Source organism: Deltaproteobacteria bacterium (genome assembly GCA_013151915.1).
In the GTDB taxonomy this organism is placed as follows: Bacteria; BMS3Abin14; BMS3Abin14; order BMS3Abin14; family BMS3Abin14; genus BMS3ABIN14.
Map to the genome: position 1 here is coordinate 1 of JAADHJ010000022.1, position 25,470 is coordinate 25,470.

Here is a 25,470-nt window from a genome sequence, read left to right on the forward strand (position 1 = left end):
CATCAAAGCGCCCGCTTAGGGGCGCTCAAATCGAAGATTTGTGAGGGAAGTGAAAATGACATTTTTCGCTTTCCGTTGAGTAAAAAGCCATGGATGGACTTTTTACGACCCTATAAAAATGGAGGTTCTGAATTTGATAAACTCTTTTTTTCTGGCGCCTTTGCTCCTCTCCCAACCGGGCCAGGAGGTCCAATTCGGCGTATTCGGCATGGTTCTGAGGGCGGGCTGGATGGTCAAGGGAGTTCTCCTGATCCTCCTCTTCATGTCGATGATGACCTGGGCCATTATTTTTTACAAGTTGCGGATGTTCAAACGTGCCCAGGCGGAGGACAGGAGATTCAACCAGCTTTTTCTGCGGCAGCAGAGGCTCAGTGTTATCCACGAGGCGGCGGATGGGTTGAATTTATCTCCCGTGGCTTCAATCTTCAGGGCCGGCTATATTGAGCTGATAAGGGTTTCCAAGTGCAAATCCGAAAATCCCGCAACCTTTACGGACGACCCCTCCTCTATCTCCACGGAAGTGTTCGGGATCGAGAACATATCCCGGGCCATGTCCAAGGCATCAGAAACGGAACTAACCCGGCTGGAAAAAGCATTGCCCTTCCTGGCCACAACCGGTGGAACCGCTCCTTTTATCGGTCTCTTCGGGACAGTATGGGGGATCATGACGGCCTTCAGGGTAATCGGACTGGCGGGCAGCGCCAGCCTGGTCTCCGTTGCACCCGGGATCTCGGAGGCCCTCGTGGCGACGGCCGGCGGACTTGCCGCCGCTATCCCGGCGGTTGTCGGGTATAATTACTTCATCCAGCGGATCCGTATTCTGGACAACGACATGAAGACCTTCACCGCTGAATTTCTCAATATTGTGGAACGGCATTTCAGGAGATAATGTTGATGACTTCGCAAAGAAGTCATCAACGCGCCCACTTAGGGGCGCACAAATCGAAGATTTGTAAGGAAAGAGAAAATGACATTTTTCGCTTTCCGTTAAGTAAAAAGCCATGAATGGACTTTTTACGACCCTATGAATACTCAGAGGAACCGGGAATGGCCCTTAACGGCGGTGCGGACCGCAAGATGATGTCGGAGATCAACGTTACCCCCCTCGTGGATGTGATGCTGGTCCTGCTGATAGTCTTCATGGTAACGGCGCCGATGCTTCAGTCGGGGATCGATGTCCAGCTTCCAACCGCCGGAACGGCGCCCCTCAATAAAAGCGAGAAGGCGGTGACCATAACCGTGGACAGGGATGGAATGATCCATCTCAACCGGCACGCCTTCACTATCAAACAGTTCCGACTCAGAGCGCCCACTCTTCTCTCTGAATTGGGCGGCAGACCCGTTTATATCAGGGGGGATTCCAGGATCTCGTATGGAACGATCATCTCTGCCATGGCGGCCCTCAAAGCCGCCGGTGTCGAAAGGGTCGGGCTCGTAACGGAACCCCTTCGGGATTGAACAATGATGACTTCGTAAGAAATCATCATTGCGCCCACTTGAGGGTGCGCAAATCGAAGATTTGAGAGGAAAGTGAAAATGACATTTTTCGCTTTCCGTTGAGTAAAAAGCCACGCATGGACTTTTTACGACCCTGTCAACATGGGAGCATGGTCCTGAACACGGCATTTTTCATTCCTCCGGATGACGTTTCCCTACGCCCCCTGCGCGACCCGGCGTTCAGGAAATTTTTTATCCTTTCACTTTCGGTGCATGTCGTTCTCCTGGCCCTGGCGGGAACGGCCGTTCTCTTCCACGTACCGGTCAAGTCTTATACTCCAGCCTATACCGTGGACCTCGTGACGCTGCCCCCCTCTTCCGTCGGCAAACGCGTAAAGGTCAAGGCCCCCGTACCTGTTGTTCGGACGGACAGACCTGCTGTAAAACGGGAAATCGCTCATCCTCCGGCCAGGTCTGTCCAGGCTGCGGAGAAGGAACCGCCCACAGTTATTCGACCCCCTGAACCCGCTCCGGGGGATGAGACGGCACGTATGGAGCGGCAAAAAAAGCTTAAAAATCTTGAGGAAGAGGCAGCCCGCCTGTATGAGTCGTTCAGGGCCGAGGGGATGACAAAAACCTCTGCACCGTCTTCGGTGGAAAACAGGGACCGACCGGCCGAATCCACTGTCGGAAGAATATCGACCGGACCTCCGATCGCGGGGACAGGGGGAGGGTCTGCCGATATCCGGTTTAAAGCCTATTATGACAGGGTAGTGGCCAAAATCCACGCCGCCTGGGTTCTTCCAAGGGGAGTGGCTGCAAAGGAGAACAACCTCCTGACGGTGGTGGGCATCCGAATTTCCGCTACGGGTGTCATCGAATCCCGGTGGGTCGAAAAGGAGTCAGGGAATATCTACTACGACCAGTCCGCCCTGAGGGCTATCGGCAGGGCAAGCCCCCTGCCGCCACTGCCGGAGGGTCTCGGGAAAGAGTCGCTGAAGGTGGGGATCAACTTCAGGGTCCCCAAGTAACCCATGGGTTTAAATAATGGGTTCATCCGGCTAAAGGGTACCTTTGTTTTTATGTCATTGCGAACTGATAAATTTGTGAAGCAATCCAGTAGAACTGCGCCAGTTGAGCCAGGGTCAAAAGCTTTTAACACGGCGCAGCCTTTCACAGACTGCTCCACAGGGTGTTTAAAGAGGGTTTGACAAAGAAACTAATTTGCAAAACTCTGTGAAACCCTGTGTACTCTGTGTACCCTGTGTTAAAGGTTTTTTTCTATCCCGGTATTAACCCAGGTATGCATTATTGTGATGACCCAATAATATTGGATTTTTTACGACCTTACTAATAATGCAATGTGAAGGGAAAACAGCTATGAAAAATATCGTCGGGAAGGTGGCGGTGCTCTGTTTTATCCTCTGGGCGGCCATCCCTTCGCCCTCATGGGGAAAGGTATACCTCGACATATACGCCCCTTCCATGAGGCTTCTGCCCATCGCCATACCCGTCCCCATCCCTCTGGAAGGCACGGCCCCCCATCCCCGCATATCCGGGGAGGTTCGGGAAGTTTTGGCGGGGGACCTGAACTTTTCCAGTGTCTTCAGAGTCCTCGATCCTGTTCTTTACCTCGAGGATGAGGAGAACAGCGGAATTCGCCCGAAAACTTTTGGTTTCGACGATTGGGAGTTGATTAACGCAGAGGCTCTTATTAAGACAGGTTACGCTGTCATGGAAAATGGGAACGTGGAACTGGAGTTCCACCTGTACGACGTATTCCAGAAAAAAGAGCTGATCGCAAAAAGGTGGAAGGGAAAACCGGCGCAGGTCCGACGTATGGTCCACCTGTTTACCAACGCCGTAATGAAGAAAATAACCGGCGAGGATGGGATCTTCCTGACCTCGGTGCTTTACGTTAAGGCCGGCAGTAGGGGAAAGGATATCTATCGAATGGATTTCGATGGGGCCAACGTCGAGAGGGTGGTTCACAATGGGTTTCTCAACCTGTCACCGGCCTGGTGGCCGGACCGCAGAGGACTGGTCTATACTTCCTACAAGAAAGGAGCCCCTGACCTTTTTTCCAGGGCCTTCGGCGGACAGGAGAGGCGCCTTACCCTGGGGTCCGGGGTTGATGTGGGCGTAAGTTTTTCTCCAGATGGACGTTACATCGCCTTCATGTCCTCTGTAAATGGAAATCCGGATATCTACCGATCGGACAGGAACGGCGGGAACCGCGTTCGCCTGACCAGACTTCGCAGCGTCGAGGCATCACCCACGTGGTCACCCGACGGAAAACGTATAGCCTTCGTTTCTGACCGTTACGGTTCTCCCCAGATATTTACAATGAACGCGGACGGATCAGATCCCATGAGGGTCACCTATGAGGGGTCCTACAACGCTTCCCCCGCATGGTCGCCTGACGGTAAATTTATCGCCTATGCATCCCGTGTGAATGGAGGATTCGGCATATTCCTGGTTGATCCCGATACCCTTGAATCCCGTCCTCTGGTTGGAGAGGCGGGAAACAATGAGGACCCGTCATGGGCACCGGATGGCAGGTTCATAATTTTCTCTTCCAACCGGAGCGGTACCTACCAGCTTTACGTTGTGGACAGGGAAGGACGAAAGGAGATAAGAATCACCTCAGGCAGGGGCGACAAGACCTCTCCTTCCTGGTCGCCCAGGTAAGGTCCCGCTTTTTCGAGCCCTGCGACGGCATTGGCCCGGGCCCCTATTCGGTTTACAACCAGCGGTTGATACTGTATATTTTTCCGTTATATCGGCATCTCGGGCTTTTGACGGTACTGACCATACCGGTTGCTTGCAACTACATAAGGTCCTCTAGTCATTAGGTTCATCCAGGGGGATGGCCGCTGGATAAAAAGTCAATAATGTCGTTTTCTCGGGAGGTGGATTGTGATCCTTAAGAAGAGCAGAATTTTGGTTCCGGTTATATTCGTAAGTGTTTTGGCTCTCGTAGTTATCGGTGGCTGTTCCAAAAAATCTCCGATGGAACCGCAACCGGCGGTGACGGCTCCTGAGCAGCCCCCGGTTGAGACCTACCAGCCGCCGGCTCCGCAGCCTGAAGCTCCGGTCCAGCCGACAATAAAACCAGCCGAGGCCCCGGTGACAATTGCAAAAAAGGTCCAGCTTGATGATGTTTTCTTTGCCTTCGATGTCTATGCCCTGTCGCCCGAGGCCAGGAAGATCCTTTCGGCCGATGCCGATGTGCTGAGCGAAAATTCCGATGCGCAGATCCTTATTGAAGGACACTGTGACGAGCGCGGCACGAGGGAGTACAACCTGGGATTGGGTGAGCGTCGCGCCAACAGCACTAAAAATTACCTCGTATCTCTGGGCGTGGATGCATCCAGGATCCAGACGATCAGCTACGGTGAGGATCGCCCCTTCGCTTTTGGGCACAACGAGAATGCGTGGAGCCAGAACAGGAGAGCACACATTTTTGTCCGCTAGGTTCTTGCGCTTCCGTAAGTGATAGGGTCGTAAAAAGTCCATTGATGACTTTTTGCGAAGTCATCATAATTGGGTGAAATAATGAGGATAACCGCTTTTTTCCCGGTAGCCTTGGCGGCGGTACTGTTTGCGGGCTGTGCTACAGCCGTGGATGTGGAGTCCGTCACGGGCAGGCTGAACAAACAGGAGGTCCGGATCGCGGCCCTGGAGCGGAGCGCTGGGCAAAAACCGGAGATCTCCGTTGAGACCCAAAAAAAGCTCCACCAGATGGAGACGGACCTGAAAGCCCTTAGGAAGTCCTTTGCGGATTCGAAAGTCATTCTTGACACCCTCTCGGAGAAAGTTGAGGCGCTTGAGGCATTTATGAAAGAGGTGGACCGTTCCTTGGTCCAGTCGCGGAAAAAGGGGATTGAGATCGATCGGTCAGTGGAAGACATGGCAAACAAGGTTGGGGCTGAGGTGCGGGCCCTGACGGAAAAACTGAAAAAACTGGTTGAAGAAGGCCGATAGGTTCCATAACCAAAAAACATTACCAGGCGGTTTCCTCAGGGGACCGCCTTTTTTTTGAAACGGCACCGTTCCAGAGTCCAGAGTCCAGAGTCCAGAGTCCAATGCTTGCCACCCGCCGTCGCTTTTGGCTATGGCGTGGTAAACTGGCGCAGTCCGCAGGACAAAGATGGGTCCAACGGGGAAAAATAGCTGGAAACTGGAAAAATGTTGAAAATATTGCCGAGCTATGCTAAATTGCAATAAATTCTGCACTATCTTGCCGCAAAGGTGGAAACCTTGCTCAATCTCAAGGAGATTTTCGACGTTAAACGGGAGGACCTTACCCCAACCCAGAAGCGGGTTCTTGAGTTTATCCTGAAGTATCCGGAAGAGGCCGTCTTCCTTACCGCCTCTCGCCTTGCCCTGAGGCTGAATATCAGCGATACCTCCATTGTTCGTATGGCCCAAGCCCTTGGATTTGATGGATATCCTGATCTTCGGCGGAAGCTTCGGCGTGTTGTACAGGACCGGCTCTCGACTGTTGATCGCCTGGATGCAACCGCGGGGGAAGTCGAAACCGTCGAGGATGTTTTTGCAAATGTTCTCCTGCGGGATGTGGCCAACCTCCGGAGCGCCCTTCGGGATATTGATCCCGCGGTCTTCGCCGGGGCCGCGGACTCCCTGGATAATGCAGGTAGGGTTTTCGTCATCGGATTGCGGTCCGCCAACTGCCTGGCAGTGTTCCTGGTGAGCGCCCTTCGTTTCCTGTCCCGGAAGGTCGTTCATCTTTCGCCCGGCACAGGGGAGATGTGGGAGCAGATCAGGGACATGGGTCCCGATGATGTTGTGGTATGCTTTTCCTTCCCACGCTATACTAAAGTGACCGTTGATGTTGTTCGGTATGCAAGCGAGATGGGAGCTGAGGTTGTTGCCGTCACCGACAGTGACCTTTCCCCGCTTGCCGCTTCCGCGCAATGGACTCTAACGGTCCCCTTCGAGGTGGATTCCTTCATGGAGTCGTTTACCGCGGCGTTGAGCCTGGTCAATGCTTTGGTGACCGCAATCGCTTTCAAGAATAGGCCGATGACAATGGAAACTTTAAAAGAGATGGAGGGATCCTGGGCTTCCCGGGGTGTTTACTGGGATGGTTAGGACCGCTTTTATTGCCCGGAGTCCGGGGTGTTTCCCATGCGAAAGGGGGTGTTGGTCTTTTCTTAATGGAAGGGACGTTTAGAAGTATTGGGTCAATATAATATGGGGGAGGACCGGGAGAAATTGCGCCTCCCCGACTCGCGGAGGTGGGGATAGCTGCTTTTTGCGAGGTTATCTTAAAACGAAGGAGGAGAAGATGAGAAAAGGTACCCTGTTTGTTGTTGCAGTTGTTGCTCTGTCAATGATGGTGATCGGGATCGGCCCGACACCCGCCATGGCCAAGTCCAATATCCAGTTCTACACCATTGGGACGGGCGGCGTGACGGGTGTTTACTACCCGACGGGCGGCGCCATTGCCAGAATGGTCAACAAGAAGAGAGCCGAGTACGGGATGCGCTTCACCGTCGAGTCCACGGGCGGGTCAGTGTACAATGTCAACGCCGTTATGTCCGGCGATCTGGACTTCGGGATCGTCCAGTCGGACCGCCAGTACCAGGCATATAACGGCCTTGCCGAGTGGAAGGGAAACCCCCAGAAGGACCTGAGAGCGATTTTTACCATACACCCTGAGAGCATAACCCTCTGCGTGGCGGTTGACACCGGGATTAATTCTATCCAGGACCTGAGGGGCCATGAGGTCAACATCGGCAACCCCGGTTCCGGACAAAGACAGAATTCCATCGACGCGCTCGCCGCCGTCGGGCTCGATTGGAAGAAGGACATCAAGGCCGAGAGTCTGAAGGCCGCCGAGGCCCCCGGGATGCTCCAGGACGGCCGCATCGACGCCTTCTTCTACACTGTGGGCCACCCCTCCGGCGCCTTTAAGGAGGCGACCAGCGGGACGAGGAAAGTCAAGTTCATCTCCATCGTTATGCCCGATTCCTTTTACAAGAAGTTCCCCTACTATGCGGCCAGCAAGATACCCATCAAGTTCTACCCGGGAGCCGCCAACACGGAAGACGTACCCACCTTCGGTGTGAAGGCAACTTTCCTTACGTCAAAGAAGGTGTCGGCGAAGGCAGTCTATGCCGTCACCAAGGAGGTCTTCGATAATCTTGACTCATTCAAGAAACTGCACCCTGCCTACTCCGTCCTGACCAAGAAGAACATGCTGGAAGGTATGTCCGCTCCGATCCACAAGGGCGCCATGAAGTATTATAGAGAAACCGGCATGATGAAGTAGTCCTTTTCGGGCTGCGGGGAATTCCCCGCAGCCCGGCTATACCCTGTAACCATGTAATTGAAAAAAGTGGTCCCGATGCGCTGTGGGAGGTGGGAAGCACTTTAGGCCGGGAGATCAAAGTATGGCTATGGACGAACGACCGGAAGAAACCCGGGAGGAGGCGAAGAAGGAGGGGGCCGTTTCCGTATTAGAGGATAAATCCCTCGTGGGGGATGTCGAAGATGCCATGCGGATCGCCGCCGAGGAGGAAGGCAGTTATCGGTATCTGTCCGGGTTCTCAAAGTATGTTGTCCCGACCATCGCCTTCATCTGGTGCCTTTTCCAGCTTTCAATAGCAAGCTGGTGGTTGCTTGACACGGTCTATATAAGGGCCATACACCTCGGTTTCGCCATGCTCATCGCTTTTTTGAGCTACCCCGCACTGAAGAAGCCCCGGAAAGGGGTTTTTTCCTTCCTGTCCTCGAGGACCACCATCCCAATTTCTGATTATGTTCTGGCTGTCCTGGCCTGTCTGGCCTCGGTGTACATACTCATCGATTACACGGGAATGTCGTTGAGAATGGGTGCCCCCATATTCCGCGACGTTTTCATAGGATTCGCCCTGGTCATTCTTCTCCTGGAGGCGGCGCGGAGGGTCATAGGGCCTGCCCTGACGGCTATCTCGGGGCTCTTCACCCTGTACGTTTTCTTCGCTGCGAATATGCCGGAGTTCATGGCGTTCAAGAGTTCCTCCATCGCCAAATATGTCGGGAAAATTACCATGCAGACCGAGGGGATATACGGTATCCCTCTCGATGTCTCCGCTACCATCGTGTTCCTTTTCGTCCTCTTCGGGACCATGCTCGACCGGGCCGGGGGAGGGAAGTTCTTCATCGAACTGGCCCTGAGCCTGCTGGGAAGGTTTAAAGGTGGGCCCGCCAAGGCAGCCATTGTCGGGTCCGGCCTGACGGGGCTGATCTCCGGGTCATCCATCGCCAATATCGTGACCACGGGAACCTTTACCATCCCGCTTATGAAGAAGGTGGGCTACCCTGCGACAAAGGCCGCGGCTATCGAGGTGGCTGCCAGTACCGACGGACAGCTTGCCCCACCAATAATGGGCGCTGCCGCGTTCATTATTGCAGAGTACCTCGGTGTTTCATACCTGGATGTCATCAAGGCGGCGGCCATTCCTGCCTTCGTCTCCTATGCGACCCTGTTTTTCATCGCCCACGTAGAGGCCTCAAAACTTGGCCTCAGGGGTCTTACCAAGGAGGAAATCCCTCATTTTTTCAGAGTTCTGAAGGGTGGACTTCACTACCTTTTTCCCATCGGGGTGCTCGTATGGGAGTTGGTTGTGCCCAGACACTCGCCTGAGCTTTCGGCCTTCAGGGCCATAATCGCCATGTTATTTGTCATGATCCTGCAGGGTCCCATCAGGAGCTACTGGAATAAAGAGCCCATAGCGCCTGCGTTTAGGGAAGGCCTGAAAAATATTGTCGAGGCCATGTCCGCGGGGGGACGGAACATGGTCACTGTGGCCATAGCCACCGCTGCCGCCGGCATAATCGTCGGTGTGGTGACCATGGGAATCGGCGGCATTATCGCCGACATGGTGGAATTCCTGGCCCGGGGGAACATCTTCGCTCTCGTAGTCATTACCGCCATAGCCAGTCTCCTGTTGGGGATGGGGCTTCCCACCACTGCAACCTACATTGTCATGGCGGCATTAACGGCGCCTGTCCTTGTCAGCGTGGGGATGTCCAACGGGTTTATCATTCCCCTCATGGCGGCACACCTGTTCTGCTTTTACTTTGGTATCCTGGCCGATGATACGCCGCCTGTCGGACTGGCGGCCTATGCCGCCGCGGCATTGGCCAAATCACCCCCCATAGCCACGGGTATTCAGGGGTTCATGTACGACATCAGGACCGCCATGATAGCCTTCATGTTTATCTTCAACCATGATCTTATCCTCGATGGCATCAACAGCTGGTGGCTGGCCGGGCTGATTTTTACCATGGCATGCGTGGGTAACTTTGCCTTTGCCTCGGCCACCCAGGGCTGGCTCATGAACAAAAACAGGTGGTACGAGCTGCCTTTTCTCCTGTTGGTAACCTTTATACTCATGCAGCCGCACTATTCGGCCCAGTTTGTCGGTTTCGGGAACGAGTATGTCATGTACGTGGCAGGTGTCGCCCTCTTCGGCCTGATCCTGTTTAACCAGTGGAGAAGGAGACCCGCTTCCGGAACCCCGGACCGTGTACCGGCCTTCGGTGGGCATCAGTGAAAGTGAGGAATCTGTATGAGTACCCCGGTCAAAACAATTCTTTGTGCCGTCAGCCTCACTGAGGCCTCGAAAGTTGTTCTGATGGCCGCGTTCCGGGAAGCCTGGTCCCACGACGCCAAGGTGCATCTGCTTCATGTCATCCCCGGTTTCGACGCGGCCATGGCGATCCCCATCGCCTCCTTCATCGGTGAAGAAAAATTTGCCCGTCTCATGAAGGAGAAGAGGGACGAGACCACGGTTCTGATCCGGCAGAAGATCAAGGGTCTGAAGGATCAGATTATTCAGGAGAGGGACAGATACACGGAAGAAATGATAGCGGCCCTTCACGTTTTTGATGGGGACCCGGCCATCCAGATTCTCAATATGGTCGGAGCGCTGAAACCCGATATGCTTGTAATTGGATCCCATGCGAAGGGGTTTACCGAGCATACCTTTATGGGCAGCGTTGCCACAAAGGTGTTGAAAAGGATACGGATTCCTTGCCTGGTTGTTCCTCCAATCAATCAACAGGGCCACTAGCCGGACCGAGGGGGGATGATCTGCGGCCATGGACGATCCATTCTCAGCTGGAATAGCGCTCGATCCGAAAAAATATTACTTCCTTTATATCGGTGAAATCAAAGCGATAGACCTGAATCGCTTCATGCGCGGACCCGTGGAGATCCGCAGCGGGAAACCCGCGGACTTCATAGCCGTGGTGCCTGATGTTCTTTCAAGGTATCCTGAGGGTAACACCATCGTGGTTAATTCCGCGGCCCGCGAGGCCCGGGAGAGGTCCGGCCTGCTCCACAACATCCGGATCACTGCCGGGCGGTTCGCTGAAGAGGTTAGCCGGGACCGGCGTGTTCTTGCTCTCGTGGACAGGCTGATAGATGCTCAGGGAGAGCTTTTTGTCAACATGTTCGAGTCGAGACCCGAGTTGGCATTTGCCGACGGGAGGAAGGTGAAAATCCTGGGGCCGGCCCCCGATCTCGCCCTGACATTCAACAGTAAACTGACACAATATGGGATGGCCATACAACTGGGTATCCCTGTCCCTTCCGGTGGGATTTCCCGATCCCTGGATGAAGCCGTCGGAATTGCAGAGGGCTTTTTCAGCAACGGCCAGAGGGCCTTTGTATCCGAGGAGTACAGCGCGGCAGGGGCCAATTCAATAGTCGCTTCAAACGCTGCGGAAATAAGGGTGCGATTCAAAGGTACCAATGGTCACCTACTCGTGACCCATTTTGTGGATCATGAATATGATCCCACCGTTCTCGGGATCATCGCGGGGCCGGAGGATGTGTACATTGCCTCCGTAGCGGATCAGAATATTGAAGGGACCAGGTTCAAAGGGTCAACCTATCCCACGGTACTCTCCAGTAGGTGTGTGGAGGATCTTAAGGAGATGACCAGGGCACTGGGGCACCACCTGGGCGGGCTCGGATACAGGGGAGCCTTCGGTTGCGACTACATTGTGGACCAAAGCGGCCGCATCTATTTTATTGAGATCAATGCCCGAAAGCAGGGGACCACAATGGAGACAACGCTTACCATGAAACACCATCTTCCCGGCCACCCCTATTTCCCGGAATTGGAATTTTACGCGGTGGTGGACGGGAAGTTCCCGGATGGGGTCCTTGAGATGGATTCCAGAAGGGAGGGGCTGTGCTGGGGGACCTACAATTTCAAAGTATCCCGGGACGTCGTGGTCACGGCCGATCTTCCTCTTCCAATGGACCAGCCGGAGTTTTTCGCCAGGGCCGCCAACGGATCAATCGAGGAAAACTACATTGTGATGGATTACGTGGGCGCAGGTGTCCGGCTCCACTCCGGAGGATTTCTGGGAAGGGTCATCGCGGCATCATCCAGCCCTGAAAAGATGAGGGAAGCCTTGAAAGAGGGAGTTGAGAGGGTCGCCGAAACCTGCGGGGATATCCTGCTCTGATGGAAGAAAAAAGAGATCTGAACTTACAGGCATCACGTATCGCGGCAGCGACCGAAGATTTCCGGGAGGAGATCTTCAGCTTTCTTAAATCCGCTGTCGATATCAACAGCCATTCCAGCAATCCCGATGGGATCAACCGTATTGGCGAGATGGTCGTAGATCTCATGCCCGACAGCCTGGGACATAGGGTTGTTGTCGACAGGAACGGTGTCAACCACCACCTCTTCAGCAACTGTTCGGAAAATGGCAGCCCCGTAGTGCTTGTCGGCCACCTTGACACGGTCTTTCCACCCGATTCCCCATTCCAGAAATTTTCCGACCTCGGGAACAGGTTTCAGGGGCCCGGCGTCGCCGACATGAAGGGTGGGATAGCTGTGTTGGTCTTTGCCCTGCGGGTACTGGATGGCCTGGGCTGCCTGTCAGACATCCCGGTGCGCTGCATGATAAACGGGGATGAGGAAACAGGTTCCCCCTACTCTGAGGCGCTTATCAGGGAAATGGCACAGGGGGCTGCCTGTGGCCTGGTCTTCGAGTGTGGCGGCCTTCAGGGGGAGATAGTTAACCTCCGCCGGGGGATCAGGCGGTATAAGCTCAAGGTGACCGGGCAGGCTCGCCATGCCGGGGTCAAGGGTGGACCCAAAGCCAGCGCCCTCGTGGAGTTGTCCCGAATGGTCCTGGCGCTGGAAGACCTTAATAATATCGATGCGGAGATCTCGGTCAATGTGGGGCGTATGTCAGGGGGAATGGTCACCAATATAGTTCCCGATTACGCGGAGGCGTATTTCGAAACGCGTTTCTGGGACATGGAGGCAGAAAAACAGGCTGTGGGGCGGATCGAGGAACTCGCGGAGAAGGCTATGACTCCCGGGTGTTCCGTTGAGCTCAGGTGCCACCACCGGAGGCCCGCCAGCCGAACGGTTGACGGCCAGGATGCTCTTTTGACCCTGGTGTCAGAGTCGGCCGATGATCTGGGGCAGGCGGCACGCTTTGAGAAAAGGGGGGGCACCTCCGACATGAATTTCCTGACCGATGAAGGTGTTCCTGCCCTGGACGGCCTGGGGCCGGTGGGAGACAAGGATCATACCCACGATGAATTTATCTTCAAGGAGTCGCTCATGGAGCGGACGGCCCTGACAGCATTGACGCTGGCCAATTTCCAGCGCCGGTCGCGGGACTTCTCCCCCTGACCCCCCTGTGTCAGAGACAGGGATGGATACCAACGTTCAAAGTTCAATGTTCAACGGGGTAAAGAACGTTCAAAGTTCAATGTTCAATGACCAGCGAAGTCATTGCGAGGAACGTCGAGGGAGACGAGAGTGACGCGGCAATCTCATGCGGAGCTGAAAAGGTCAAAAGCTAATTTACCACAGCGTGACCACTTGTAGGTCACACCACAGAAGGGTTTTAAAAGAGGGTTTAACAGAGGAGACCTATAAACCATAAGGTCCTGGTTTTTAACTTCGCGAAACTTCGTTAACTTCGCGGTCCTTTGCGGCAGCGCCTGAGAGTGGCGCCCTCTGCGGCCCTCTGCGATAAAACCTGTGTTTTAGAGCTGTAACGCAGAGTTACGCCCTTCGACGCACTGACGTTTGCTCAGGACAGGCAAAGGCGGCTCGATGGTAGGCCGCATCACGCCAATGGCGTGACTGTGTTAAATTAGCTTTTCACAAAATCTGGTCATACTTCAGGTACTCATTTCCAGGATGATCCAAAGGCTTCCGTCTTCGTTCCCTGAGCCACGACGTGACAGGTCGAAGTTTCCTAGACACCCAGACCCAGGATCCTAGACCCTGCTTTTAGGAAAAGGTGCCAGAGACAGGGATGGATACCAACGTTCAAGGTTCAATGTTCAACGTGATAAAATAGCTAGATCCTAGACCCTGCTTTTAGGAAAAGGTGCCAGAGACAGGGGTGGGAGCACCATTTTGGCTATTCCCTTATTGGGCTAAATTAGGTTGAAAAATACCCTTAAGATGAAAAATATTTCCCAAGTTCGGTTATGCTCTCGGTACCAAATCTAAAAATATCCCTTTAAAAGCAACAACATAATGAATCGGCAAGGTATTTGCTTTATTTCTGTGCAGAAATTGAAGGCGTCCTAAACTTTGAGGAGGATCCCGGTATGAAAATCGTTATGGATTGTCCCAACTGTGGGCAGGAAATATCAAGCGTAAAATCACGTGAACAGGACTGGTTCTACTGCCAGACCTGTTCATCCATCTTTTTCTCAAATGAGAGCTTAAGGAAAAACTGGCCTTCGGTTTACGAGGCCCTCGTTGCCAAAAGGTTGTAAACCGCTTTTCTTGCCCTCCCCATCTCTACGATCATACCACACTGCGATGTGCTCCGCCTGCTCATGCCCGAAGGCAAAGGTATCTTGCACTAGTTTTCCGGTTGATGTAATTATTACCAAACGGAACAGCCCCATTGCCGGGTCTCCAACCTTGATGACATTTTTCGCTTTCCGTCGAGTAAAAAGCCATTGATGGACTTTTTACGACCCTATCAACCTTGTCTTGGCCCGCAGCTGTAGACGGAAGGAATTTTCATGAGTACCGACGCCCCAAAGACAGCCGGTCTTGATTTCATTCGCCGGATCATTGCCGATGACCTGGCCTCGGGAAAGCACGATACCGTGGTTACCCGGTTTCCTCCCGAACCCAACGGCTACCTTCACATCGGTCATGCAAAGAGTATCTTCCTGAATTTCGGCCTGGCAGCTGAGATCCCCGGCGGCCGGTGCCATCTCCGTTTCGACGATAGCAACCCGGAGACGGAGGACATGGAGTATGTGGAGTCCATCAAGCTGGATGTCAGGTGGCTGGGCCTGGACTGGGGCGATGACCTTTATCACGCGTCCGACTATTTCGAGCAGCTCTATGGATTCGCCGTCGCGCTCATAAAAGCGGGCAATGCCTACGTTTGCAGTCTCTCCGAAGAAGAAATCCGCAGATACAGGGGTACTGTAACCCATCCGGGGACCGACAGCCCCTACCGTAACCGTTCAGTCGAGGAGAACCTCGACCTGTTCGAGCGCATGCGCGGGGGTGAGTTCGCCGACGGGCAGCATGTCCTTCGCGCCAAGATAGACATGACTATGGCCAACATGAAGATGCGTGACCCGCTTTTGTATCGCATTCGTCACGTACGCCACTATCGTACAGGCGATACATGGTGCATTTACCCCATGTACGATTTTGCCCACTGTCTTTCCGACGCGATCGAGGGCATTACCCACTCTATCTGCACGTTGGAATTTGAAAACAACCGCGAGATTTACGACTGGATTCTGAACAACGTTCCGGCGCCGTGTCACCCACGGCAGATTGAGTTCGCCCGGCTGAACCTCAGCTATACGGTGATGAGCAAGCGTAAGCTCTCCGAACTGGTGGATGCCGGGCATGTCTCCGGCTGGGACGACCCACGACTGCCAACCATTGCGGGTCTGAGGCGTAGGGGGGTAACACCCGAGGTCATACGGAACTTTTGCGATCGTATCGGGGTGGCAAAGGCAAACAGCACGGTGGATGTGGCGTTGCTGGAGCACAGCATCCGCGAAGATCTCAACACCAGGACGCCGCGGGTCATGGGGGTCCTCGATCCGCTGAAGATGGTGATCGTCAACTATCCTGAAGGGCAGGTGGAGGAATTCGAGGCGCCATATTTTCCTGACAATCCTCCCAAGATGGGATACCGCAAGGTTCCTTTCAGCCGGGAGCTATACATCGAACGGGGAGATTTTATGGAGAACCCGCCACGCAAATTCTTCCGGCTGGCGCCTGGCAGGGAGGTGCGTCTGCGATGGGCCTACATGGTCACCTGTGTGGACGTGAAGAAAAATGAGCAGGGCGAGATCATGGAGGTGCACTGCCGTTACGACCCCGATACACGGGGAGGTGACGCGCCCGACGGCCGCAAGGTGAAGGGGACCATCCACTGGGTATCGGCCTCCAACTCCATTAGCGCCGAGGTGCGGCTCTACGACCGGCTTTTCATTGACCCGAACCCTGACGGCGGCAAGGACTCAGATTTTATTTCGCACCTCAATCCCTGCTCACTGGTGGTGGCCGGCGCCAAGGTGGAGCCCAGCCTGCGGGATGCCGGTCCCGGAGAGAGATTTCAGTTCGAACGCACCGGATACTTTTGCGCTGATCCGGAGGATCACACCGCGCACCGACCGGTGTTCAACAGGATTGTGCCTCTTCGGGATTCCTGGGCCAAGATCGCGGCCAAGGCCAAGAACTAACCTGGCCACGTTAAGTAAAAAGCCATGGATGGACTTTTTACGATCCTATCATAATTGACACTCAAGATAATATGCGTTAACTTGACTTTCGCTCTTATTAACAGGGTTTTTGCCGGATTTTTTCCTTAAGTTCTTGCCTTTTCCGGCCCAGTGGATTTCTCTTTGGGGGTTGGGCGCATCATATGAAAACAACCCGATACTCCGATGCCGGAGTAGATATAGCAGCAGCCAATGAGGCCAAGAAGCTCATCTCTTCTGCCGTTAATTCCACCCATGGCCCCTCGGTGCTCGGGGGAATCGGGGGGTTTGGCGGTCTCTTTTCCACCGAGGGTTTCCCCCCCGATGCCGTTCTGGTATCCAGCGTAGATGGTGTCGGCACCAAGCTCAAACTGGCCTTTCTTCTTAACCGGCATGGATCCGTCGGCATTGATCTGGTAAACCACTGTGTAAACGACATCCTGGTTCAGGGCGCCCGTTCCATCTTCTTCATGGATTACCTGGCGACGGGGCGGCTTAACCCCGACACAGTCGGAGAGATAGTCAGCGGCATGGCCGCGGCCTGCCGGGCCGCCGGTTGCGCCCTTTTAGGTGGTGAGACGGCCGAGATGCCCGGCTTTTACGCGGAAGGGGAGTACGATCTGGCCGGGACCATTGTCGGAGTGGTGGGCCGCAACGATCTCATCACCGGGAAAACCATCGGTGATGGCGACGTTATCATCGGGTTGGGTTCTTCCGGACTTCACACCAACGGATATTCCCTGGCACGCAAGGTCCTCCTCGAGGATGGGCGGCTTTCCCTCCATGAGGTCCACCCGGACCTCGGAAGAGACCTCGGAACCGAACTTCTTGAACCGCACCGCTGCTATGCCGCCTCCGTTCTACCAATTCTGGGTGGATTCGACATCAGAGGGATGGTCCATATTACGGGAGGCGGATTTGCAGGGAATATTCCAAGGGTAGTGCCCGGTAATCTGACCGCGGTCATGGTTAAAGGAAGCTGGCCCGTTCATCCTGTCTTTGCCCTCATCGCCGGCATGGGAAATGTGCCTGATGATGAGATGTACAGGACCTTCAACATGGGGCTGGGTCTCCTTCTGATCGTCCCGCCTGGTGACGCGGATGGGGTGTCTAAAGCCCTGGCCGGTGCGGGCGAACAGGTCTACCGCGCAGGCAGTATCATCAGGAGGAAAAGCGAGGACCCACCGGTTATATTCGATTAAAGTTGATGACTTTGCAAAAAGTCATCAAGGCACCCATGGGAAACGACTCATGAAAAAAATCGCCGTGCTGATTTCAGGTGGAGGCAGTAATCTCCAGTCGATTATCGACTCCGTTGAATCCGGAAGTCTGAACCTGAAAATAGCCGTGGTCATCAGCAACAAGAATGATGCGTACGGCCTCACCAGGGCCAGGAACCACGGGATTCCGACCCAGGTTGTCCGGCATGGGGATTTTGACAGCCGGGAGGAGTTCGAATCCAGGCTCATTTCGATTCTGGATGGCCATAAAGTGGATCTCGTGGCTCTTGCAGGGTTCATGAGAGTGCTGACACCGACCTTCGTCCGACATTACCATCACAGGATCATCAACATCCATCCGGCCATCCTGCCTTCATTCCCGGGTACCCACGGCCAGCAGCAGGCCTTCGACTATGGGGTGCGTTTCTCGGGATGCACCACCCATTTTATTGACGAGGGGACCGATACCGGGCCGATTATTCTGCAGGCGGTCGTTCCGGTTCTCCCGGACGATACGGTGGATTCGCTGGGGGCAAGAATCCTCAAGGAGGAACACCGTATTTATCCCGAATCCCTCCGTCTTTGGGTCGCGGGACGTCTCAGAATCGAAGGCCGGAAGGTCCGAATCCTGCCTGATAGTCAATCAGGCAGCGTGGAATAGAGCCAACTGCCCGCCATGACAGAAACCCATCATCTGGCACTTATCGGGGCCCGATATCCCCAGTTGGCCCTTGGCACCCTTATGGCCAAACGGGGGTTTCGGGTTCTGGTCGTAGATCAGAACGTCGGACAAGCACAGACGCCGGGGGAAGACGGCAATCAATATGCTTTCAGGAGACGGCCCGCCCCGCTCTTCGGCCTTGATTCCAATGGCCTTCTCAGGCGATTCCTTGATGAGATCGGTATCGGCCGCATGCTCGTCCGGCGGTCCTATCCGCCCAATCCGGTAAGCTACCAGGTGGTCCTGCCGCGCCACCGGATCAATATCTATCCTCAAAGGGATGCCACCATGGAGGAGCTATCACGGGAGTTTCCGGGGTCCGTTGACTCGTTCCGGACGCTGTACGATGAACTGGACGGCCAATCCGACAGGTGGTACGAGGGCTACGCCGATCTCCCGTCTCTCGAACGAGGGTGGGGTTCCCTGGCCAGGATATGGAACCGGGGCAAGGCCGTCTGGCAATTCAGACAGGCCGGCTCCACCCTTAACAGTTTTAACGGGATGGAACAGGAAACAGCGTTTTTGCATCTCCAGCATCATTTCCTCGGGGGCTACCCTTTCCAGACCCAGACGAAGCCGACAGTTCTTTCCGCCGCCCTGATGCACAGCATTGGGAGTAGAGGGACCTTCCGGGAGCCTGTCGGAACCACTTCAATCACATCCCTGATGGCCGACCGGTTACAGGAGTACGGGGGGGAGATCCTCCATGGCGCGAAGGCGGCGACCGTCCGGAACGGCCCCGGGAACTTAGTCACAATTATCCTGGACGGGGGGCGGGAGATCCAAACAGCCTGTCTGGCAATCACCTCCGATATCGCCGGATTTGTGGAGGGTTTGAGCCAAAGGGCGGGGAAACCTCATGCCGATGACAGCGGCCTTCGGGTTCCCGTCCGCTTCTTTCTTGGAATAAACGCATCCATCGTACCTGTGGGCATGGAGGACAACCTGTTTTACATGCGGGATGACGATGGAGGACCCTTGGGGCTGAAGGCCCTGTATCTCTCCATGGGTCCCCCAGGTTCCGAGGGCCTGCACGATGAGGGCCGGAGACCCTTAACAGTTACCGCACTTGTGGACCGGGCGATATTGAAGGGAATTACCGGGGAGATCATCGCGGCGGCCGAAAAAGACATCCTGCAAGCCCTGGACGCCGTGATACCCTTTCTGGATAGGGGATTGAACTTTCTCGGCAGTGATCTTACCGCAGACGTTCTGGAGGCAGCCCCTCGCCCCCTGGGAGGCTGGATCACCTCATGGATACCCGCCCTTGTGGGGCGAAGTCGGGTGCTTACCGGAAAGAGGGGAAGGGTTGCCGTAATGGAGGTTCCTCCCTGGGAACTGGGCCTTGAGGGGGAGACCCTGACGGCCCTCGCCGCCGCTGGAGCCCTCAGAAAAGTACTCGAAAAGGTCAAATAAATGGAAAATATACGTCAACCCGCCGTGGCCGGGCAGTTCTACCCCGGCATGGATGATATTCTGGAAAAACAGGTCTCCTCGTTTTTGACTGATGGGGTCGCCGAAACCGGGGTATTGGGGGCGGTCATGCCCCATGCCGGGTATATCTACTCCGGATCCGTGGCAGGGGAGACCGTTTCGCACCTTGACGTGCCGGGGAAGGTCATTCTCCTGGGACCCAACCACACCGGAGCAGGGGCGCGGATATCGGTATTCCCTTCCGGGTCATGGTCGATGCCTTTCGGCCGGCTTCCCGTGGATGAGAAACTGGCAGGGTTGATCATTGACGGGATCACCGGGGCCGGTCCTGACCGGATGGCCCACGTCAGGGAACATTCCATCGAGGTTCAGCTTCCCTTCCTTTACTACAGGAAAAAGGGACCTTTTACTTTCGTTCCCATAACCTTGTCCATGCTTCCGGAGGATGAATGCCGGGATGTGGGGCTCGCTCTCGCGAGGATCATTCAGAGCTCGGATGATGATATCCTTATTGTGGCCAGTTCCGACATGACCCATTACGAGAGCGACGAAAGCGCCCGGAAAAAGGATTCACTGGCCATCGAACGTATGCTCCAACTGGATCCGGCAGGTCTCCTGGAGGTCGTCCACACCCGCAGGATCTCAATGTGCGGGATCATCCCTGTAGCAGTGATGTTGTACGCCCTCACCGCTCTGGGCGCCGTGAGTACGAAACTTGTCCGTTACACCACCTCCGCTGAAGCGAGCGGCGACTACAGTCATGTGGTGGGATACGCCGGGATAATAATAAAAAGTGGGTCATCCGGTTAATGCGTGTCTGGATTAATACCGGAACAGGAAAAAGCCTTTAACACAGGGTACACAGAGTTTTTTCAAATTAACTTCTTTGTCAAACCCTCTTTAAACACCCTGTGAAGCAGTCTGTGAAAGGCTGCGCTGTGTTAAAAGCTTTTAGCCTTGGTCCCCCGAGCGCAATTCTTCGGGATTGCTTCGCACAAGGATAATCCATGAGCAACGATGTACGTGTACGGTTCGCCCCTTCCCCCACCGGATACCTCCACGTCGGAGGGGTCCGTACTGCTCTTTACAACTGGCTTTTCGCCCGGCACAATGGGGGCAAATTTGTCCTGAGGCTGGAGGATACTGACCTCGAAAGGTCCACAGACGAGGCTATAGGCTGGATCTTGGACGGTTTGAAATGGCTCCACCTGGACTGGGATGAGGGTCCTTATCGCCAGACCGAAAGGTTTGACCTGTATAATGAGCACATAGACAGGCTCATTGAACAGGGAAAGGCGTACCGATGCTACTGTACCCCGGAGGAACTGGAACTAAGGCGGAAAAAGGCCATGGTCAGGGGAGGATCTCCAAAGTATGACGGCCGCTGCCGGCGCCTCAAGGACGGCGATCATTCCGGGCCTTATACCATCCGTTTCAAGGCACCCCAGGAAGGCACTATCATAGTGAATGACCTCATCCGTGGCCCCGTCCTTTTCGACGAAAGTCAGATGGATGACCTGATCATCCGCCGTTCGAACGGCAACCCCACCTACAACCTCACCGTGGTGGTGGATGACGCCCTCATGGGGATCACCCACGTCATTCGGGGGGAGGACCACCTGTCCAATACACCCCGGCAGATCCAACTCTACCAGGCCCTGGGCTATGGTCTGCCTCAATTCGGTCACATGCCCATGATCCTCGGCACCGACAAGAAGCGCCTGTCCAAGCGCCATGGGGCCTCCTCTATTACCGAATTCCGCGAAATGGGCTATTTATGGGAGGCCATGGTTAACTACCTGGTACGGCTCGGATGGTCTTATGGCGACCAGGAGATCTTTTCCATCGACGAACTCGTCGATAAGTTTACCCTGGAAAAAGTAAACAAATCAGCTGCGGTTTTCGACCTGGACAAGTTGGTATGGCTGAATCAGAGCTATCTGAAATCCCTGCCCGAGGAAGAGGTGGCCGGGAGACTTGTTCCTTTTCTCGAAGCAAAGGGGCTGCTGGGCGACGGGCCCGACATTCCCTGGCTCCCCAAGGCTGTCATTACTCTCAGGGAAAGGACGGGAACCCTTGTGGAGATGGCCGACCAATGTGAATTCTACTTCAGGGAACTGGAGTATGACCAGGAAGCGGCTGGAAAGTTCCTTACGAGCGATATCGCCCCACTCCTGGAGAAAGTCTCGGAGCTCATTTCCAGGGTCGAGGTTTTCACCCAGGAATCCCTCCATGAGGCATTTAGAAGCTTCCTGGAGGCTGAAGGGATCAAACTGAAGGTCATTGCCCAGCCTCTGCGCATCGCGCTTACCTACCGGAGAAACAGCCCCGGACTTTTCGAGGTCATGGAAGTGTTGGGGAAGGATAAAACTTTGCGGCGAATCCAGCGGGCATGCGACTGGATTCTGGCCTCGATAGGTCGCCATCCATCTCCACGATGAGACCAACTTTGGCCAATCAGAGGAAACCTATGGTCTCGACAGTTGCCATAGCCGTCATAGGAGACGAAATCCTTTTCGGGGAAGTCGTCGACCGGAACCTGGCCTGGATCTCCGGAGAACTGTTCAGGTTGGGGGTCGATCTCCGCTACTCCTGTGTCCTGCCCGATGATCTGTCGTTCATCGTCAATCACCTGAAGTGGATGAAGAAAACGTTCGAGTGGGTGATAACCACCGGCGGGATCGGCGCCACCCACGATGACCTGACCAGGGACGCTGTAGCCCAGGTGTTCGATGTACCCCTGATTGAGCACCCTGAGGTAATCGCCGCCCTTGAGGGGAAACTGGGCGCCCCTCTTTCCCCAAGGCTCAGACAGCTGGCCATGCTTCCCTCAGGAGCGTCCCTGATTCCCAATCCCGGCTCCGCGGCGCCTGGGTTTCTTATGGGCAACGTGGGCGCCCTGCCGGGGATCCCATCGATGGTCCGATCCATGTTTCCACATATCAGCCGGAAAATGGCCGGGGAGATTATCCACAGTGAGGAGTTCCTCACCACCCGTTTCGAATCGGAGATAGCCAATGTCCTGGAAGGGATCCAGGGGGACTACCCGATTGTCAAGATCGGATCCTATCCCGTCACGGCCGGAGGAGAGTATAGAGTGAGGCTTGTGCTCAGGAGCAGATCGTCCGAGAAGCTGAAACAGGCGTTTGAGGCTGTCAGGAGGAGGATTGACACATGAGACCTTGCCGGCTCGGCTTTCCATATATTCCGGTAATCCTGGTTCTATCCACCGCCATGGGTGGCTGCGCCGTCCTCGGGAACGTCAGGACCGGGAAATCCTCTGTTGTGCAGATGGAACAACAGATCAAGACCAGACAGGAACAGTTGGCCGAACTATCCCCTGGAGCGGTGCTCGTGGCACCCGAGAGCCTTGGCGCCGTCAGGGCGCTGGTGGGTGAGATGGAATTTTTCGGAACCCGGAAAGACTTCGGCCAGGTCCAGCGGCTTGATGTCAAGGTCGGCCCCCTCCTGGACCGTATTAGAGATGAAATATCCGGCATCGCGTCCGGTGGCAATATTCCTGAGAAGATTCGTCTTCAGCACCGGCTTACCGCGGCTCGCGCTGAGATTAAGTCCCTTCATGACGATCTGGATGTCGTCAACGGGGTAAGGGAGAGCGAAGCCCAGGCTTCCACCAGGCGGTTGGCGGCAATGGAAGCCGCGCGGGATAATGCTGTGAGGGAGGTGGTCCGAACCCGTGCCCGCATCCAGGGAATGGCTTCTCCCGCTGAAGCCGCCGCGATGTTCGCCGAGGCAAGGGTCATTATCGACAGGATGAACGAGGACGCCTTCAATGAACAGGCCAAGGATTATCTTAGCCAAGGCAGAAAATTCCTTCAAAACGGCAAAAAGGAGATGGAACGTCAGAATCCGGGTGGGGCGGCATACCTCTTTGATCTCATTTCCACGCTCTACGAGTCCTTCCGCGGCATTGATTCGAAGGTGCTGACAGTCAATACCAGGAAGGTCAACCTCAGAGCGATGCCGAATTCCTCTTCCAAAAAACTGGGGCTGCTGTCACATGGTGAGAAGGTAACGGGGCAAGAGAAAAAGGGCAATTGGATCCTGGTCAGGACGACGTCGGGTCTCCGGGGATGGATTCATTCGAACTATCTGCAGTAGAACAGACGCAGTTTCTTCCCTCTTCCTTGGCGCGGTACAGGGCCTTGTCGGAGGTCTCCAGAAGTTCATCGAAAGCTGTCCCGTCTTCCGGGGATGTCGCGACCCCAAGGCTGATGGTGATACGGGTCTTTTCCCCCTCGAGATCGAAAATTCTCTCCTCCACGGCGCGGCGTATTTTTTCGGCCACCTTTAAGGCGCCTTCCTTGTCCGTATGGCTCATGGAAATGAGAAACTCTTCGCCTCCGAACCGCGAGACGACATCCGTCTCCCTGATGCTGTAGGCGAGAACCTCCCCAAGTTCTTTCAGCGCCTCGTCGCCCGCGATATGGCCGTATTTGTCATTGTATTCTTTGAAGTTATCGAGATCAGCCATGATGATGGAGAGGTGTTCCCCGGTTCTCTGGAGAATTTTCATCTCCCTTTCAATGTGATCCGCCATATATCGACGATTGTACATCCCGGTCAGGGGATCGGTAACGCTTATGATCTGAAGCTGGCTGTTAATGGCCTGTATTTCCTCCATGCTCAGTTTCAGGCTTGTCGACATGCTGTTAAAAGCACTCACAAGTTCGCCAAGCTCGCCCCCGGCCCTGGATTTAACTTCCAGCCCTGCCTCTCCCATCCGAATCCTCTTGGACACCCTGTTCAAGTCCTCCAAGGGCAGGATGATCGTCCTGGCCAGGTAAAGGGCCGGGATGAGAAGGATGCCCGCCAGCAGGATTGTCATGACGAAGAGCTGGTTGCGGAAGGTGGTAAGAGGTGAAAATGCCTGTTTTCGGGTGGTCTCCGTGATAAGGTACCAGGGGAGGTGCTCCATCGGATGGCTGGTTCCGATTACCTGTTCACCCTCTATACCCCTGTAGGTGAACGAATTGGCATCTTCGCCCAATGTTTTGATGATCTCACTCGCGGGGGCGATGACGGTGGTTTCGGGAACAGGTTTTCCCCTCAGATGGCCTGATTCGTCAACGATGTAGGCGTTAGAGTGGGGGGGGATGTTCTCCGCGATAATGCCCCTGAGGCGTTCCCCCTTAAGTTCCGCCAGAAAATACGATTTTGGTCCGTCGGAGCCGATTCCCAACTGTTGGGTGACGATGATCCGAAGTCCGTCGGAATTGGTGGTCTCCTGAAAAACAGGATCCTTGCCTATACTCTGGAGTGTTGCCGGATTATCAGGTTCAGGAAAGGCGTCGGCGGGCCGGCCGGCCAGGACCTCTCCGCCTGACGAAAAAACGGAGAATCCCACGAATAACTGGTTGTCCTCAAGAAGATAGGTAAGGTATTTATTAATGGCGGAACGGGATTTTTCCATGGACGCACCGGAGTTTTTTTCCGGCAGTATATGATCCACCTCTTCAGTGAGAAGGTAGGACGAGGTGAATGCCCTAACGTCGGAGGAACGGTCTGCAAACCAACTGGAAATATTAAGGGAGGTGCGGTGAGTCGTGTCCGAGAGATTCTGATAGACCTGGTCCTCAATAATGTTGTCCAGGTAGTTTATGGCCAGCATTCCGGCCAGGAACGAGGGGATAAGGACGCTCACGGTTACAAGCCCGAGAACACGGAACCTGATGGTCTGACTCGCGGCCAGCAGGCGTGTAATGCCGGATGAAAGTTTGCCGACGGCCCTTTTCTGATTTGAGAATGTTTGTAAAGTATCGTTTATTTTCATGGCAGAACCATAACTGAATGAAACGCCAAAATCAAATGGCATGGATTGTTGATGACTTTTTACTACGACCCTATCATTGTTTAACTTGTGAGGTCTTCTGTGA

21 protein-coding genes are annotated in these 25,470 nt (G+C 54.8%); 20 read left to right on the forward strand and 1 reads right to left on the reverse strand.

Going from position 1 to position 25,470, the window contains the following annotated elements; translation table 11 throughout:
• The first annotated feature begins 208 nt into the window (after window positions 1-208).
• From tolQ to GXP52_04810, 20 genes are all read left to right on the forward strand, one after another.
• Window positions 209-889, forward strand: a complete 681-nt coding sequence (gene tolQ / locus GXP52_04715) for a protein TolQ (GenBank protein ID NOY86583.1) — start codon at window positions 209-211, stop codon at window positions 887-889.
• Window positions 890-1,047: 158 nt separating this feature from the next.
• Window positions 1,048-1,458, forward strand: a complete 411-nt coding sequence (gene tolR, locus GXP52_04720) for a protein TolR (protein NOY86584.1) — start codon at window positions 1,048-1,050, stop codon at window positions 1,456-1,458.
• A 116-nt stretch (window positions 1,459-1,574) separates the two neighbouring features.
• Window positions 1,575-2,468, forward strand: a complete 894-nt coding sequence (locus GXP52_04725; GenBank protein ID NOY86585.1) for a cell envelope integrity protein TolA — start codon at window positions 1,575-1,577, stop codon at window positions 2,466-2,468.
• Window positions 2,469-2,817: 349 nt separating this feature from the next.
• The gene (gene tolB, locus GXP52_04730; GenBank protein ID NOY86586.1) at window positions 2,818-4,128 is read left to right on the forward strand and encodes a Tol-Pal system beta propeller repeat protein TolB; all 1,311 of its coding nucleotides are present in this window, start codon (window positions 2,818-2,820) and stop codon (window positions 4,126-4,128) included.
• Window positions 4,129-4,449: 321 nt separating this feature from the next.
• Window positions 4,450-4,914 carry a peptidoglycan-associated lipoprotein Pal gene (pal, locus tag GXP52_04735; protein ID NOY86587.1) on the forward strand — a complete coding sequence of 155 codons (465 nt, stop codon included), beginning with the start codon at window positions 4,450-4,452 and terminating at the stop codon, window positions 4,912-4,914.
• Between the two features lie 81 nt (window positions 4,915-4,995).
• Complete coding sequence (locus GXP52_04740; GenBank protein NOY86588.1) at window positions 4,996-5,424, forward strand: hypothetical protein; 429 nt, start codon at window positions 4,996-4,998, stop codon at window positions 5,422-5,424.
• A 276-nt stretch (window positions 5,425-5,700) separates the two neighbouring features.
• Window positions 5,701-6,555: a MurR/RpiR family transcriptional regulator gene (locus GXP52_04745; GenBank protein NOY86589.1), complete on the forward strand. Its 855-nt coding sequence runs from the start codon at window positions 5,701-5,703 to the stop codon at window positions 6,553-6,555.
• A 196-nt stretch (window positions 6,556-6,751) separates the two neighbouring features.
• Window positions 6,752-7,738, forward strand: a complete 987-nt coding sequence (locus GXP52_04750; protein ID NOY86590.1) for a TAXI family TRAP transporter solute-binding subunit — start codon at window positions 6,752-6,754, stop codon at window positions 7,736-7,738.
• Between the two features lie 226 nt (window positions 7,739-7,964).
• On the forward strand, window positions 7,965-10,007 hold the full coding sequence (locus GXP52_04755; GenBank protein NOY86591.1) for a TRAP transporter permease: 2,043 nt from the start codon (window positions 7,965-7,967) through the stop codon (window positions 10,005-10,007).
• A gap of 15 nt (window positions 10,008-10,022) precedes the next feature.
• Window positions 10,023-10,526 carry a universal stress protein gene (locus tag GXP52_04760; protein NOY86592.1) on the forward strand — a complete coding sequence of 168 codons (504 nt, stop codon included), beginning with the start codon at window positions 10,023-10,025 and terminating at the stop codon, window positions 10,524-10,526.
• 28 nt (window positions 10,527-10,554) lie between these two features.
• Window positions 10,555-11,934, forward strand: coding sequence for an ATP-grasp domain-containing protein (locus tag GXP52_04765; GenBank protein ID NOY86593.1), 1,380 nt, complete (start codon window positions 10,555-10,557; stop codon window positions 11,932-11,934).
• Window positions 11,934-13,121, forward strand: coding sequence for a M20 family metallopeptidase (locus tag GXP52_04770; GenBank protein ID NOY86594.1), 1,188 nt, complete (start codon window positions 11,934-11,936; stop codon window positions 13,119-13,121). The genes GXP52_04765 and GXP52_04770 overlap by 1 nt, the downstream gene beginning before the upstream one ends.
• A 1,361-nt stretch (window positions 13,122-14,482) precedes the next feature.
• Entirely contained in the window at window positions 14,483-16,180 is a 1,698-nt protein-coding gene (locus GXP52_04775) for a glutamine--tRNA ligase/YqeY domain fusion protein (GenBank protein NOY86595.1), read from the forward strand.
• Between the two features lie 182 nt (window positions 16,181-16,362).
• Entirely contained in the window at window positions 16,363-17,400 is a 1,038-nt protein-coding gene (locus GXP52_04780) for a phosphoribosylformylglycinamidine cyclo-ligase (protein NOY86596.1), read from the forward strand.
• A 49-nt stretch (window positions 17,401-17,449) separates the two neighbouring features.
• Window positions 17,450-18,079 (forward strand): phosphoribosylglycinamide formyltransferase, encoded by a 630-nt coding sequence (locus GXP52_04785; protein NOY86597.1) that lies wholly within the window; start codon window positions 17,450-17,452, stop codon window positions 18,077-18,079.
• Between the two features lie 15 nt (window positions 18,080-18,094).
• Window positions 18,095-19,555 carry a hypothetical protein gene (locus GXP52_04790; protein ID NOY86598.1) on the forward strand — a complete coding sequence of 487 codons (1,461 nt, stop codon included), beginning with the start codon at window positions 18,095-18,097 and terminating at the stop codon, window positions 19,553-19,555.
• Window positions 19,556-20,383, forward strand: a complete 828-nt coding sequence (gene amrB / locus GXP52_04795; GenBank protein ID NOY86599.1) for an AmmeMemoRadiSam system protein B — start codon at window positions 19,556-19,558, stop codon at window positions 20,381-20,383.
• Between the two features lie 197 nt (window positions 20,384-20,580).
• Window positions 20,581-22,014, forward strand: a complete 1,434-nt coding sequence (gene gltX / locus GXP52_04800) for a glutamate--tRNA ligase (protein ID NOY86600.1) — start codon at window positions 20,581-20,583, stop codon at window positions 22,012-22,014.
• A 29-nt stretch (window positions 22,015-22,043) separates the two neighbouring features.
• Window positions 22,044-22,751 carry a competence/damage-inducible protein A gene (locus GXP52_04805; GenBank protein ID NOY86601.1) on the forward strand — a complete coding sequence of 236 codons (708 nt, stop codon included), beginning with the start codon at window positions 22,044-22,046 and terminating at the stop codon, window positions 22,749-22,751.
• On the forward strand, window positions 22,748-23,695 hold the full coding sequence (locus GXP52_04810) for an SH3 domain-containing protein (protein NOY86602.1): 948 nt from the start codon (window positions 22,748-22,750) through the stop codon (window positions 23,693-23,695). The genes GXP52_04805 and GXP52_04810 overlap by 4 nt, the downstream gene beginning before the upstream one ends.
• Here GXP52_04810 and GXP52_04815 read toward each other — a convergent pair.
• Entirely contained in the window at window positions 23,643-25,367 is a 1,725-nt protein-coding gene (locus tag GXP52_04815) for a diguanylate cyclase (GenBank protein ID NOY86603.1), read from the reverse strand. The genes GXP52_04810 and GXP52_04815 overlap by 53 nt on opposite strands.
• Window positions 25,368-25,470: the final 103 nt, after the last annotated feature.

Bases quoted from the DNA above. Each gene is read 5' to 3' on its own strand.
- GXP52_04780 (NOY86596.1), top strand. From the start codon at position 16,363: ATGAAAACAACCCGATACTCCGATGCCGGAGTAGATATAGCAGCAGCC.
- GXP52_04755 (NOY86591.1), top strand. From the start codon at position 7,965: ATGCGGATCGCCGCCGAGGAGGAAGGCAGTTATCGGTATCTGTCCGGG.
- tolB (NOY86586.1), top strand. From the start codon at position 2,818: ATGAAAAATATCGTCGGGAAGGTGGCGGTGCTCTGTTTTATCCTCTGG.
- GXP52_04760 (NOY86592.1), top strand. From the start codon at position 10,023: ATGAGTACCCCGGTCAAAACAATTCTTTGTGCCGTCAGCCTCACTGAG.
- GXP52_04810 (NOY86602.1), top strand. From the start codon at position 22,748: ATGAGACCTTGCCGGCTCGGCTTTCCATATATTCCGGTAATCCTGGTT.
- GXP52_04770 (NOY86594.1), top strand. From the start codon at position 11,934: ATGGAAGAAAAAAGAGATCTGAACTTACAGGCATCACGTATCGCGGCA.
- GXP52_04805 (NOY86601.1), top strand. From the start codon at position 22,044: ATGGTCTCGACAGTTGCCATAGCCGTCATAGGAGACGAAATCCTTTTC.
- GXP52_04765 (NOY86593.1), top strand. From the start codon at position 10,555: ATGGACGATCCATTCTCAGCTGGAATAGCGCTCGATCCGAAAAAATAT.
- GXP52_04790 (NOY86598.1), top strand. From the start codon at position 18,095: ATGACAGAAACCCATCATCTGGCACTTATCGGGGCCCGATATCCCCAG.
- GXP52_04750 (NOY86590.1), top strand. From the start codon at position 6,752: ATGAGAAAAGGTACCCTGTTTGTTGTTGCAGTTGTTGCTCTGTCAATG.
- gltX (NOY86600.1), top strand. From the start codon at position 20,581: ATGAGCAACGATGTACGTGTACGGTTCGCCCCTTCCCCCACCGGATAC.
- tolQ (NOY86583.1), top strand. From the start codon at position 209: ATGGTTCTGAGGGCGGGCTGGATGGTCAAGGGAGTTCTCCTGATCCTC.
- GXP52_04725 (NOY86585.1), top strand. From the start codon at position 1,575: ATGGACTTTTTACGACCCTGTCAACATGGGAGCATGGTCCTGAACACG.
- GXP52_04740 (NOY86588.1), top strand. From the start codon at position 4,996: ATGAGGATAACCGCTTTTTTCCCGGTAGCCTTGGCGGCGGTACTGTTT.
- GXP52_04775 (NOY86595.1), top strand. From the start codon at position 14,483: ATGAGTACCGACGCCCCAAAGACAGCCGGTCTTGATTTCATTCGCCGG.
- GXP52_04815 (NOY86603.1), bottom strand. From the start codon at position 25,367: ATGAAAATAAACGATACTTTACAAACATTCTCAAATCAGAAAAGGGCC.
- amrB (NOY86599.1), top strand. From the start codon at position 19,556: ATGGAAAATATACGTCAACCCGCCGTGGCCGGGCAGTTCTACCCCGGC.
- pal (NOY86587.1), top strand. From the start codon at position 4,450: ATGGAACCGCAACCGGCGGTGACGGCTCCTGAGCAGCCCCCGGTTGAG.
- tolR (NOY86584.1), top strand. From the start codon at position 1,048: ATGGCCCTTAACGGCGGTGCGGACCGCAAGATGATGTCGGAGATCAAC.
- GXP52_04785 (NOY86597.1), top strand. From the start codon at position 17,450: ATGAAAAAAATCGCCGTGCTGATTTCAGGTGGAGGCAGTAATCTCCAG.